The sequence below is a fragment of the Luedemannella flava genome, assembly GCF_039528515.1.
GTDB classification, from domain to species: Bacteria; Actinomycetota; Actinomycetes; order Mycobacteriales; family Micromonosporaceae; genus Luedemannella; species Luedemannella flava.
This window is the reverse complement of record NZ_BAAALT010000013.1, coordinates 39,429-51,924: the sequence shown is the minus strand read 5'-3', so window position 1 is coordinate 51,924 and position 12,496 is coordinate 39,429. Positions and strand designations below refer to the sequence as shown.

The window sequence follows — 12,496 nt, the reverse complement described above, 5'->3', positions numbered from 1 at the left end:
TTGCCACAGCACAAAAGGGATCTTATCTGCTCTATACCGGCAGGTCCTCGAGCAGATCGGTGACCACCTCGGCGATCGGCGACCGCTCCGAACGGGTGAGCGTCACGTGCGCGAAGAGGGGGTGACCCTTCAGCGCCTCGATGACTGCGGCCACGCCGTCGTGCCGGCCGACGCGCAGGTTATCCCGCTGCGCGACGTCGTGGGTGAGCACGACGCGCGAGCCGGTGCCGATGCGCGACAGCACGGTGAGCAGAACCCCGCGCTCCAGCGACTGCGCCTCGTCGACGATGACGAACGCGTCGTGCAGGCTGCGCCCGCGGATGTGGGTGAGCGGCAGGATCTCCAGCAGACCCCGGGAGCCGATCTCCTCCAGCACGTTCTCGTGCGCGACCGCGCCGAGCGTGTCGTAGACCGCCTGCGCCCAGGGCGCCATCTTCTCGGCCTCGGTGCCCGGCAGATAGCCCAGCTCCTGCCCGCCCACGGCGTACAGCGGCCGGAAGATGATGACCTTCCGGTGCTTGCGCCGCTCCATCACCGCCTCAAGACCCGCGCACAGCGCCAACGCCGACTTGCCCGTGCCCGCGCGCCCGCCGAGCGACACGATGCCGATCGAGTCGTCGAGCAGCAGGTCGAGCGCGATGCGCTGCTCCGCCGAGCGGCCCCGCAGGCCGAACGCCTCGCGGTCGCCGCGCACCAGGCGCACGCTCTTGTCGGGCATCACCCGGCCCAGCGCCGACCCGTTCTGCGAATGCAGGACCAGGCCGGTGTGGCAGGGCAGCTCCCGCGCCTCCTCATGGTCGAGCGGCTCGCCCGCGTAGAGCTGCGCCACCTCGTCGGCGGCCAACTCGAACTCGGCGATGCCCGTCCAACCCGGGTCGCTGGCCTGGCCGTGCCGGTACTCGTCGGCGACCAGGCCCACGGCGGCGGCCTTGACCCGCAGCGGCATGTCCTTGGTGACCAGCGTGACGTCGTTGCCGTCCGCTGCCAGGGCCAGCGCCACCGCGAGGATGCGGGCGTCGTTGGAGTCCGTTCGGAAGCCGGGCGGCAGGATCGCGGGATCGCTGTGGTTCAGCTCCACCCGGACCATCCCGCCGGCGTCGTTCACCGGGATCGGGATGTCCAGGCGCCCGTGGGCGACCCGCAGGTCGTCGAGCATGCGCAGGGCCTGACGGGCGAAGGCACCGATCTCGGGATGGTGCCGCTTGCCCTCAAGCTCGGAGATCACCACGAGCGGCAGCACGACCTCGTGCTCCGCGAACCGCAGAATCGCTGACGGGTCCGCCAGCAGCACGGACGTGTCGAGGACGATGATCCGTTGGGCTGGCTTGGCCTCCTCACCGGCGTCGGCGACAGTCGCACGACGACGGGGGGCGGGAGTGGTCTTCTTGCCCGATGCGGGGGAACTGGTCTTGGTCACGAGGCAGCTCCGGCGGATGCGCACCTCGGCATCCGGGTCCGCACAACCACCGATGCCCGCGCGCGGTCGGGTGCCGGCCACGCGTCTGCATCAACGCCGTCGCCTTCCGACAACGGCTCGGTCGGGCCTCGGGTAGCCCGGGAAACCCCCGTGCCACACCAAGACGCTAACCGCTGAACGCCACCCTGACCAGATCCTTTGACCAAGCCTTGAACAAAGCGTCACGCCCTGCGCACGCTGCTGGCGCCGGGCCACCCTCGCGGGCGACGGGGACGCGCGGCCCGCTCCGCGGTCACGCTCTCGCCCGGATCGTCGGGCGCCTCGGCGATCACCTCGGTGTCCTCGTCGCCCGGGGTCTCGGGCTCGTCCACATCGGTGTACGCGGAACTGGCGTAGGTGGTGCCCCCGGGCGGGCCGGGCTGGCGGGGCGTCTCGGGCTGGCGCATCACGGACGCGACGGCGTTCTGCAGCTCGCGGCGGCGTCGGTTCCAGCTGGCCCGGTCGCCGTCGTAGTACCCGTGCCGGTACCCGAACCGGTACCCCACGTGGTAGCTGTACTGCCCGTGCATGCGACCCGCGACGTACCCGGAAACGGCGAGCAGCAGCACCAGGAGCACCGCAAAAAACTCGTTCACGCCGTCTCCCCGGAGAGCGTGCAAGGACCGGCGGAGGTCGCCGCCCTCTTTACAACGAGCTACGTGAACGGACAGTTACGCACCGCAGGTGCTGATCGACTTAGGCGCCGAATCGTCGTTGTCTGTTCGCGTACGAGCGCAGGGCGCGCATGAAGTCGACCTTGCGGAACTCCGGCCAGTTGACGTCGGCGAAGTAGAACTCCGAGTGCGCACTCTGCCACAGCAGGAAGCCGGACATCCGCTGCTCACCGCTGGTGCGGATGACCAGGTCGGGGTCGGGCTGACCCTTGGTGTAGAGGTGCTCCGCGATGTGGTCGACGTCGATGACCTCGGCCAGCTCCTCCAGCGTGCCGCCGGAGCGGGCGTGCTCGTGCAGCAGCGACCGGACCGCGTCGACGACCTCGCGCCGGCCGCCGTACCCGACGGCGATGTTGACCTGCGGGCCCTCGCGGCCGACGGTGCGCTCCTCGGCGGCCTTGAGCGCCACCGCCAGCGGCTGGGGCAGCACGTCGAGCGCGCCGACCATGCGCAGCCGCCAGGGCTGCCCGTCCTCGGCCAGTTCGGTGACCAGGTCCTCGATGATGCGCAGCAGCGGGTCCAGCTCGGCGGCGGGACGGCTCAGGTTGTCCGTCGACAGCAGCCAGAGGGTGACGTGCTTGATGCCCGCCTCGTCGCACCAGCGCAGCAGTTCCTTGATGCGCTCGGCGCCCACGCGGTGCCCGTCGTTCGGGTCGACGTAGCCCATCTCCTTCGCCCAGCGACGGTTGCCGTCGCACATGACGCCGACGTGGAGGGGGCGCGGCCTGCCCGTGAGCTTGCGGGCGAGGCGCCGCTCGTACACGGAGTAGATGACTTGCTTCAGACCCACAACCTGCAGCGTAGCCACCTTTGCCGGGCACGCCAGAGGTGACTTCACGATCCAGGTGCGTCGCACAGTCGGGGTTACGACAGCGACGCACCTGGATCTTGACTACCGGCTGTCCGAACCGCCGAGGCGGACTTTCAGGGCATCCAGCTCCGCCCACAGTACGGTCGGAAGTTTCTCGCCGAAGCGGGCAAACCAGTCGGAGAGGTCCGGCAGTTCGGCCCGCCACTCGGCCACGTCGACACGCAGCGCCTCGGCGACGTCGGCCACGTCGAGGTCCAGCCCGCTCCGGTCGATCGCGGCCGCCGGCGGGGTCAGCCCGATCGGCGTCTCGACCGCCTCGCCGGTGCCCTCCAGCCGCTGCACGACCCACTTGAGCACGCGCGAGTTCTCACCGAAGCCGGGCCAGAGGAAGCGCCCGTCCTCGCCCCGGCGGAACCAGTTCACATAAAAGATCCTGGGGAGTACGGCCGCGTCGGCATGCTTGCCGACGTTCAACCAGTGCGCGAAGTAGTCGCCCGCGTGGTAGCCGATGAACGGCAGCATCGCCATCGGGTCACGCCGCACCACGCCGACCTTGCCGGTCGCCGCCGCGGTCGTCTCCGAGCTGAGGGTCGCGCCCAGGAACACCCCGTGCGCCCAGTCGCGCGCCTCGGTGACCAGCGGGACCGTCGTGCGCCGGCGCCCGCCGAAGAGGATCGCCGAGATCGGCACGCCGCGCGGGTCGTCGTACTCCGGGGCGAGGATGGGGCACTGCCGGATGGGCACGCAGAACCGCGAGTTCGGGTGCGCCGCCGGCGCGCTGCCGTCCCACGGCTGCCCGTGCCAGTCGGTGAGCCCGGCCGGGGCCGCGCCCATGCCCTCCCACCACACCCCATCCTCTGCGGTACGGGCGACATTGGTGTAGATCGTGTTGCCGCGCTCCAGGGTGCGCATGGCGTTGGGGTTGGTCGTCCAGTCGGTGCCGGGCGCGACGCCGAACAGCCCGTACTCCGGGTTGACCGCGTAGAGCCGGCCGTCGTCGCCGAAGCGCAGCCAGGCGATGTCGTCCCCGAGCGTCTCCACACGCCAGCCCGGCAGCGTCGGCTCCAGCATCGCGAGGTTGGTCTTGCCGCACGCCGACGGGAACGCCGCCGCGATGTAGTGCGTGGCGCCCTGCGGCGAGGTCAGCTTGAGGATGAGCATGTGCTCGGCGAGCCAGCCCTCGTCGCGCCCCATGACGCTGGCGATGCGCAGCGAGTAGCACTTCTTGCCGAGCAGCGAGTTGCCGCCGTAGCCGGACCCGTACGACCAGATCTCGCGGGTCGCGGGGAAGTGCGAGATGTACTTCGTCTCGTTGCACGGCCACGGCACGTCGGCCCGGCCGGGCTCCAGCGGCGCGCCGACCGAGTGCAGCGCGCGCACGAACGGCGCGTTCTCACCCATCGCGGCGAGCGCGGCGGCGCCCATCCGGGTCATCGTCCGCATGCTGACCACGACGTACGCGCTGTCGGTGAGCTCGACGCCGAACTTCGGCTCGGCGGCGTCGAGCGGGCCCATGCAGAACGGCACCACGTACATCGTCCGGCCGCGCATGCAGCCGTCGTAGAGCCTGGTCATGGTCGCCCGCATCTGGTCGGGGGCCATCCAGTTGTTGGTCGGGCCGGCGTCGTCGGGGTCGGGCGAGCAGATGAAGGTGCGCTCCTCGACGCGGGCCACGTCGCCGGGGTCGGTGCGGGCCAGGAAGTCGCCCGGCCGCCGCAGCGGCTCGAGCGTGCCGCCGGCGACGAGCGCCCGGGTCAGCTCACCCGCCTCGGCCTCGGATCCGTCGCACCACACGACCCGGTCGGGACGGGTCAGTTCGGACATCTCGCGCACCCAGGCGAGGAGGGCGCGGTGGTTGGTCGGGGTCGGGCTGGTCGCTGTTCTTTCGGGTGCCGCCGTCGTCATGTCGCCGCCCCCCTTCGGGTGGCGTCGACATGACTTTGTCTGAGCTGGCTGATGCCCTCGCTGCGCTCGGCCATGGCTTTCTCCTCTGGTCAACGTTGACCCAATGCCGAAAGTCGGCCGTTCGAACGGCCGTGAAACTTCCGGGGATTGGCTCACCCTAGACCGAAGAATTGCCGCTACAACCGCGAGTTCTTGTGAATAAGTGCACAAGTAACGGCAGAATCCGAAGGATTTGCGCGAGAGCGCTCGCTGGCTGGATTCTGCGCGCACAGTCGCGCATCGGGTGCGCCGCGCGCCTTCCGGACGGTCCTGGCGGCGCCGGGCCGGTACGCTCGGGGTCGTGCCTCCGCTGCCCTCCCCCGTCGCCGAGCCCGACACCGGTGGCCTCGTCGGCCTCTACCGGCGCTTCGCGCACCTCATCCACGAGTTCGGCAAGTTCGGCATCGTGGGCGCGAGCACGTTCGTCGTCGACTTCCTGATCTTCAACGTATGCCGGGTGGGCCTCGACTGGGGCTGGTTCCCCTCGACGGTCGTCTCGACCACCGTCGCGGCCACCCTGGCGTTCCTCGGCAACCGGTTCTGGACCTGGCGCGACCGCGACCGCACCGGCCTGCACCGGGAGTACGCGCTGTATTTCTTCTTCAACGTGGTCGGCCTATTGATCACCGCCGCTGTGCTTCTTTTCAGTCACAACCTGCTGGGTTCGCACTGGCCCGCCCTGCAGAGCCCGCTCGCCGACAACATCTCCAAGACCATCTTTGGTACGGCGCTGGCCTCGGCTTTCCGCTTCTGGGCATACCGGCGTTTCGTGTTCCGCAACAACACGGTGCCCACGCCCAGTCCCGCCGAGGCGTGAGCTTCATCCCCCGGAAACAACGCGAATTCAGCCCAGGGTGGACCTAGCGCGTAAGGTGGGTCGGTGCGTCTTGTGCAGCGTCTCCCCCAGCGGTGGCAGGGCCTAGCCCACGAACTGGCGAAGTTCGGCACCATCGGCGTGATCAATCTCTGCGTCAACGTCGGCGTGTCGAACCTGCTCTGGATCACCATCTTCCAGAACAGCGAGGTGAAGGGGAAGGCCGTCGCCACGATCGTGGCCACGACCGCCGCCTACTTCATGAACCGCCACTGGACGTACCGGGACCGCCCCAAGTCCACGCTCCGCCGCGAGTACGCACTGTTCTTCTTCTTCAACCTGGTCGGCCTGGTCATCGAGACCGCGGTGCTCGCCTTCGGCAAGTACGGCCTGCACATCACCCACCTGCTCGCCCTGAACCTCTTCACCGGCATCGGCATCGTCATCGGCACGGTCTTCCGCTTCTGGGCATACCGGACGCACGTCTTCAAGGCGGAACCCGCCGAGACCTCGGCGATGGAGGCCTTCGCCTCCGTCCCGCCGGAGCTCGCCGAGGACCTCGACGCCGAGGCCGCCAGGATCACCGAGACGGACGCCCCGGCCAACGCGGGCACGGCCACCTCCGGCACCAACGGCGCCACCCGCGGCAAGAACACCCGCAACATGCCGGCCCAGAAGGGCCGCCGCCCCGCCGGCGCCAACACCCGCTGACCCTGCCGACGCCGCCCCGGGCCAACGGCGCCGTGCGCGCAGCACACCACCCACGCTTGTCCCGAAGATCGCTCCTCGCGCCTCCGACCTTTCAAGCGAATCGAACGCGCATCCTCTTGGCACAGAAAGTGACATGTCGCCCTGCGGTGCCGAGATGATCAGCGTTTGGTGCACGGTAACTGTTCAGGTGGTCCGCGCCGGGGTGAAGATCGCCGTTTTCTGTACCAGAGCGCAGCCCAGCCACACTCCTGCACAGAAACCCCGATCTAGGTGCCAACGGGCGCCGGAGGACCGATGATCGCGACGTTGAGCGGGAACGCCGGGTCCCACCCGAAACCTCATCGTGACCGCTGTCTGGAGACGCCACCACCTGAGCAACCGATGGAGGCACGGACCGGTCGTACGTCACTCGGACGGGACACCTGAATAGTTACCTGGCTCGAAATCGCGATCTTCCGCGGTGGCCGCGATCGAAGGCCGATCCGGTAGGCGTGCCTTCGTGCCAACAACCGGGCCCCGCCGAGCTTTTGGCGCCATAGGTCTGGAATGCCGGGCCGAATTCCGGGCTTATGGCGCCAAAAGCAGAACCGCCGCCGCGGCGGGGACGGGGCGGCCCAGACCGGCGCCCTGGGGCGGGTCTGGGCCGCGGGTGGGAGGCGGGTGCGTTACTTGGCGGGCTCGTCGGGGGTGCCGCGCTCACGCATGATCTGGCGCATCTCCTCGCCGTCGAGGGTGCGGCGCTCGTGGTCGGCCTCGACCAGCTGGTACACGGCCTTCTGGACGGCGACCACCTTGGGGATGTCCTTGAGCACCGACTGGCCGCGCTCGCCGGCCGACTCGACGGTCAGGGTGCCGCAGCCGAGCAGGCGCTCGAGCAGGCTCTGCTTCGACGCGACGTCGTTGACCCGGGCCAGCGGGATGTCACGTTGCTCGCGGGAGAAGACGCCCTCGCGCAGGAGGACCCGCTCGTTCGTGAAGACGAAGTGGGTGCTGCGCCAGACGATGAACGGCGCGAACGCGAGCCAGAAGAACAGGACCAGCGCCACGCCGCCGATCACGAGCAGCGCGATGCTCGACGCGCCGCCGTCGGGGAGGAACACACCCGCGACCGCGACCGCCGCGATGAGCAGCACCGTCCAGAACACCGGGAGCAGCACAGCCTTCCAGTGCGGGTGCAGGTGCAGCACCACCTTCTCATCGTCTGTGAGTGAATCTTCAGGGAAAGCCACACCAACCTCCAACTGAGGGACCGGCGCTGACCTTAGCGGGTAAGGGCGAAGAAATGTGTCAGCTGAGTAGCTGATCTCACCGCACGTGCCGCACGTCGCCGGCCGCGACAGCGCGCCGGTCGCCGGTGGCGTCGACGACGACCAGGCGGCCGTCGAGGTCCACATCGGAGGCCCGGCCCGCCACGGTGGCGCCGTCGGGCAGCGAGACCCGCACATCCGCGCCGAGCGTGACGCAACCGCGCAGGTACGCCTCGCGGACGCCGCTCGCCACCGGGTCGCCGTCGGCCGCCGACCACCGGGAGTACCAGGTGGCGAGGGACCGCAGCAGGGCGCGTAGCAGGGGGTCACGGTCGGTGCAGAGCGCGCCCGCGAGCGCCAGCGACACGGGCGGCAGCGCGCCGAGCTCCGCGGGCGGCGGCAGCTCGTCGACGCGCTGGTGCACGTTGAGCCCGATGCCCAGCACCACCGCGCCGCCGGGGACCATCTCGGCGAGCAGACCGGCGCACTTGCCGTACCCGGGGCCGACGAGGTCGGACGCGGTGGCGGAGCGGACGAGCAGGTCGTTGGGCCACTTGAGCACGGCGTCGACGACCCCGACCCGGCCGACCGCCTCGGCGAGGGCCACCCCGGCCAGCAGCGGCAGCCACCCCCACCGGGCGATGGGCGCGGCCGGCCGCAGCAGCACGCTCACCGCCAGGCCGGCGCGGGGCGGCGACACCCAGGTGCGGCCGAGCCGGCCCCGGCCGGCGTCCTGTTGCTCGGCCACGATGACCAGGCCTTCCGGCGCGCCATCACGCCCGGCGGAGGCCACGTCGGCATTGGTGGAGCCGGTGCGCGCGACCACCCGCACGTCGGTCCAGAGGTCGCCGACGATGAGGGCGCGGCGCAGGGCCGCCTCGTGCAGCGGGGGACGGTCAAGATCGGTGTACGGCGAGTCGGCCACCCCACCATGCTGCCTGACTACGATCCAAGACGTGACAGCCGAGCCCGGGACTCCCGATATCCACACCACCGCGGGCAAGATCGAAGACCTCGCGCGCCGCAGCGAGGAGGCGGTGCACGCCGGGTCCGAGCGGGCCGTCGCCAAACAGCACGCCAGGGGCAAGAAGACGGCCCGCGAGCGGATCGACCTGCTGATCGACCCGGGTTCCTTCGTGGAGCTGGACGAGCTGGCCCGGCACCGGTCGACCAACTTCGGGCTCGACCGGGCCCGACCCTACGGGGACGGCGTGATCACCGGCTACGGCACCGTCGACGGCCGGCAGGTGTGCGTGTTCGCGCAGGACTTCACGGTCTTCGGCGGGTCGCTCGGCGAGGTGTTCGGCGAGAAGATCGTGAAGCTGATGGACCTCGCCATGAAGATCGGCTGCCCGCTCATCGGCATCAACGACTCCGGCGGCGCGCGCATCCAGGAGGGCGTCGTCAGCCTCGGCCGGTACGGCGAGATCTTCTTCCGCAATGTGCGCGCGTCGGGCGTCATCCCGCAGATCTCCCTGGTCATGGGGCCGTGCGCGGGCGGGGCCGTCTACTCCCCCGCGATCACCGACTTCACCGTGATGGTCGACCAGACCAGCCACATGTTCATCACCGGGCCGGACGTCATCAAGACCGTGACCGGCGAGGACGTCGGCTTCGAGGAGCTGGGCGGGGCGCGCGCCCACAACCAGCGCAGCGGCAACGCCCACTACCTGGCCACGGACGAGGAGGACGCCGTCGACTACGTGCGCGCTCTCCTGGCGTACCTCCCGGGTAACAACAGCGACGACCCACCCGCCTGGCCGCGCGCGGCGGACCTGGACCCCGACGATGCCGACCGCGCCCTTGACGTGCTCATCCCCGACTCGGCCAACCAGCCCTACGACATCCGCACGGTCATCGGGACCGTGCTGGACGACGGGGAGTTCCTGGAGGTCTCGCCGCTGTTCGCGCCGAACATCGTGGTGGGTCTCGGGCGGGTGGAGGGCTATCCCGTGGGCGTGGTGGCCAACCAGCCGCTGCACCTGGCCGGCTGTCTGGACATCGACGCGTCGGAGAAGGCGGCGCGGTTCGTGCGCACGTGTGACGCGTTCAACATTCCGCTGCTGACGTTCGTGGACGTGCCCGGGTTCCTGCCCGGCACGGCGCAGGAGTGGGGCGGCATCATCCGGCGCGGCGCCAAGCTCATCTACGCGTACGCCGAGGCCACCGTCCCGAAAATCACCACCATCACCCGCAAGGCGTACGGCGGGGCGTACGACGTGATGGGGTCCAAGCACCTGGGCGCGGACCTGAACTTCGCCTGGCCGACCGCGCAGGTCGCGGTCATGGGCGCGCAGGGCGCGGTGAACATCCTCTACCGCGACGAGCTGCGCACCTCGCCCGACGAGCGGTCACGCCTGATCCAGGAGTACGAGGACACGCTGGCGAACCCGTACCTGGCCGCGGAGCGCGGCTACGTCGACGCGGTCATCCCGCCCGCGCACACCCGGGCGCAGATCACCCGGGGCCTGCGGGCGCTGCGGACCAAACGGGAGACGCTGCCGCCCAAAAAGCACGGGAACATCCCCCTGTAAGGCCGCTTCCGCGTAACCCGACGGCCTCCCTATTGTGGTGAGCCGGTGACCGCGAGTGCAGGGGGTGACACGTGTCGGCGCTTCCGGTCCCACCGGCGCCCGCGTCAGCGCCCCGGTGGCTGCCCGCGGGCTCACCGCCGGCCGTGGTCGGCGGCTTCCAGTTGCGCGGCGGCCTGTTCTATCTCGGCACCGGGCTGCGCGCCGCGGCCGGCAACGCGCCCGAGCCGGCGCTCATCGACCCGACGGTCGAGGTCCGTCGCCCGGCGCCCACCAAGGCGCCGGGCCAGTTGTCCTACGCGAAACTCTCCCCCGCCGGCCGCGGGACGTACCTGGAGTGGCTCGCCTCGGGCCGCCAGCAGCCGACCGCCCCCGGCAACGTGCTGCTGTTCCTGTCCGGCCTGGAGCGACGCGTCCTCGTCGACCTGCGGCGCGAGGGCACCCAGGAGGAGTACGCGGCGATCGCGGCGGAGCTGGCCCGCCTGCGGCACAGCCACGCCCAGCACGCGGCCGTCGAGCGGCACGCGTCCGGCCTGCTCACCGTCGTGTCGACCCTGGCCGCGATGAGCGCGGACAGCCTCGACCCGCCCAACCCGGCCGACGTGGCGCCCGCGGAGCTGCCGCCCGCGCTGCGGGTCGGGGTGGCGCGGTTCATCGCGGCGGGCGCTCCCGTGCCGGGAGACTGGGCGTACTCGTGGCACAGCCACCATCCCGAGCGGGGCTGGCGGGCGCCCGCGACCCGGTGCCCCGATGAGTTCGCGAGCCTGTTCGGGCTGCGCTTCCGGGAGACGTTCGCCGGGCAGGGCATGACGGTCACCGAGAACGCGCCCGAGCTGGCGATCAGCTACACCCCGGTGAGCCCGGGCTTCGGCGGGCAGCGCGTCGTGGTGCGCACCGGCCTGCCCGACATCGAGCGGATGGTCACCGGGCCGGCGGGCCTGCGCATGATCGCCGACCGGGTGCAGGCCGAGCTTGAGCCGTACTCCCGGTTCCTCGGCACGACGCCGCAGGCGCGGGGCACGGCCGAGGCGTTCGCGCTGCTGCCGCCGGGCGTGACCCGGCCGTCGACGCCGGACCTGCGCCGGCTCACCGAGTGGTCGGCGGCCACGTTCGCCGAGCCGGCCACGGACTTCGTGGTGGTGCCCCGCGACCAGCTCACCGGCCTGCTGCCCGCGGCGTCGGGCGCCGACCTGGCGCTGGTCGTCGCGCTCGACCGGCGCGGCTTCGGGGTCGAGCCCGACGCCCGGTTCGCCGACCCGGGCCGCGACAGCGACGCCGTCGTGTTCCGCCGCACGAGCGGCGCCCCGGCCCGGCCGGGCCCCGGATACCTGGCCGCCGCCGCGCTGCTGCGCCTCGCCGTCACGGTCGGCTCCCCCGACGCGGCCACGTTCGCCTGGAAGATCAGCGACGGCCTGGCGCTCAGCGACGTCGACCGGCGCCGGCTGCACGCGCGCAGCCTCCTGCTGGAGCTGCGGCCGCCACGGGTGGCGGGCGTCGTGGCCGAGCTGGCCATGGTCCGCCCGGCTCACCGTGACGCCGCGCTGGACCTGGTCATCCTGGTCACGAGCGTGGGCGGCGGGCTGGGCCCGGCGGAACTATCCCTGCTGGGGCGCGTCGTGCACCTGTTCGGCCTCAACGAGGACGACCTGCGGGCACGGGTGGAGAACCTGCGGGAGTACGCCTACGACGTGACCGCCGCGCGCCGGCGGATCTGGGAGCTGGCGGACACGGCCGCCCTCCTGACCTAGCCCTGCGGTCCGCCAGGCCGGTGTTTGGACCGTTAGACAGGCTATTGCGCGCCGAATTCCATGCGTAACGGTCCAGACCTCGGCGGATCCGTGCCGCGTTCAGGAGATCGAGGCGCTGACGATCGCGGCGATCGCGACGTTCATGGCGCTGCTGACCCAGACGGCCGGGTGGGGCTCCGGATCGACGATGACCTCGCCCAGGCGGCCCGGTGTCAGCATGTCGACCAGCCAGAACGCGGCCGCCATGAGCAGCAGGCCGAGCACGCCGAAGATGGCGGTCGAGGCCAGCCCGGTCCCCAGGTCGTCATACGTGGTGATGATCGAGGTGAACACGATCCCGCCGACGCCGATCAGCGCCGAGCTGAGGAAGATCGCGGCGTTCCGGTTACGCTCCGACCAGATCTGGTGACGCAGCGCACCCGGCGTGAGCCAGTCGGTGAGCAGGAACCCGCCCACCAGAAGGACCACACCAACCGCCACGAAGGCCGTCGCACCAAAAAGCCCGTCGATCACGTCGCTCATGCCGCTGCCTCCGCTGCGCTCCGGCACCGGCATTGATT

The 12,496-nt window shown here is 70.8% G+C and carries 11 protein-coding genes; 4 read left to right on the top strand and 7 right to left on the bottom strand.

Annotated elements, in window-relative coordinates; translation table 11 throughout:
• Nucleotides 1–31: 31 nt before the first annotated feature.
• The 4 genes from phoH2 to ABD211_RS03420 all read right to left on the bottom strand — a co-directional run bounded on the left by phoH2 (nt 32) and on the right by ABD211_RS03420 (nt 4,846).
• Nucleotides 32–1,417: an RNA 5'-3' helicase PhoH2 gene (gene phoH2, locus ABD211_RS03435; protein WP_344126098.1), complete on the bottom strand. Its 1,386-nt coding sequence runs from the start codon at nt 1,415–1,417 to the stop codon at nt 32–34.
• 221 nt (nt 1,418–1,638) lie between these two features.
• A complete protein-coding gene (locus ABD211_RS03430; protein WP_344126096.1) occupies nt 1,639–2,052 on the bottom strand; it encodes a hypothetical protein in 414 nt (137 codons plus the stop codon).
• Nucleotides 2,053–2,152: 100 nt separating this feature from the next.
• Entirely contained in the window at nt 2,153–2,920 is a 768-nt protein-coding gene (locus ABD211_RS03425) for an isoprenyl transferase (protein WP_344126094.1), read from the bottom strand.
• Between the two features lie 102 nt (nt 2,921–3,022).
• Nucleotides 3,023–4,846 carry a phosphoenolpyruvate carboxykinase (GTP) gene (locus tag ABD211_RS03420; RefSeq protein WP_344126092.1) on the bottom strand — a complete coding sequence of 608 codons (1,824 nt, stop codon included), beginning with the start codon at nt 4,844–4,846 and terminating at the stop codon, nt 3,023–3,025.
• A gap of 340 nt (nt 4,847–5,186) precedes the next feature.
• Between ABD211_RS03420 and ABD211_RS03415 the strand changes: the two genes are divergently transcribed.
• Nucleotides 5,187–5,702, top strand: a complete 516-nt coding sequence (locus ABD211_RS03415) for a GtrA family protein (protein WP_344126090.1) — start codon at nt 5,187–5,189, stop codon at nt 5,700–5,702.
• Nucleotides 5,703–5,765: 63 nt separating this feature from the next.
• Nucleotides 5,766–6,410, top strand: a complete 645-nt coding sequence (locus ABD211_RS03410) for a GtrA family protein (protein ID WP_344126088.1) — start codon at nt 5,766–5,768, stop codon at nt 6,408–6,410.
• A gap of 665 nt (nt 6,411–7,075) precedes the next feature.
• Here ABD211_RS03410 and ABD211_RS03405 read toward each other — a convergent pair.
• Entirely contained in the window at nt 7,076–7,639 is a 564-nt protein-coding gene (locus tag ABD211_RS03405) for a PH domain-containing protein (RefSeq protein WP_344126086.1), read from the bottom strand.
• Nucleotides 7,640–7,715: 76 nt separating this feature from the next.
• Nucleotides 7,716–8,582: a biotin--[acetyl-CoA-carboxylase] ligase gene (locus tag ABD211_RS03400; protein WP_344126084.1), complete on the bottom strand. Its 867-nt coding sequence runs from the start codon at nt 8,580–8,582 to the stop codon at nt 7,716–7,718.
• Between ABD211_RS03400 and ABD211_RS03395 the strand changes: the two genes are divergently transcribed.
• Together ABD211_RS03395 and ABD211_RS03390 are read left to right on the top strand one after the other, a co-directional pair.
• The gene (locus ABD211_RS03395) at nt 8,512–10,191 is read left to right on the top strand and encodes an acyl-CoA carboxylase subunit beta (RefSeq protein WP_425560329.1); all 1,680 of its coding nucleotides are present in this window, start codon (nt 8,512–8,514) and stop codon (nt 10,189–10,191) included. The two genes, ABD211_RS03400 and ABD211_RS03395, sit on opposite strands and share 71 nt — an antisense overlap.
• A 71-nt stretch (nt 10,192–10,262) precedes the next feature.
• The gene (locus tag ABD211_RS03390) at nt 10,263–11,936 is read left to right on the top strand and encodes a TerB N-terminal domain-containing protein (protein ID WP_344126079.1); all 1,674 of its coding nucleotides are present in this window, start codon (nt 10,263–10,265) and stop codon (nt 11,934–11,936) included.
• 99 nt (nt 11,937–12,035) lie between these two features.
• Here ABD211_RS03390 and ABD211_RS03385 read toward each other — a convergent pair whose 3' ends face one another.
• The gene (locus ABD211_RS03385) at nt 12,036–12,458 is read right to left on the bottom strand and encodes a DUF350 domain-containing protein (RefSeq protein WP_344126077.1); all 423 of its coding nucleotides are present in this window, start codon (nt 12,456–12,458) and stop codon (nt 12,036–12,038) included.
• Nucleotides 12,459–12,496 lie beyond the last annotated feature (38 nt).

What these genes read in the sequence shown, in the direction of transcription:
- ABD211_RS03385 (WP_344126077.1), bottom strand. Translation starts at nt 12,458, where the DNA reads ATGAGCGACGTGATCGACGGGCTTTTTGGTGCGACGGCCTTCGTGGCG.
- ABD211_RS03420 (WP_344126092.1), bottom strand. Translation starts at nt 4,846, where the DNA reads ATGACGACGGCGGCACCCGAAAGAACAGCGACCAGCCCGACCCCGACC.
- ABD211_RS03395 (WP_425560329.1), top strand. Translation starts at nt 8,512, where the DNA reads ATGAGGGCGCGGCGCAGGGCCGCCTCGTGCAGCGGGGGACGGTCAAGA.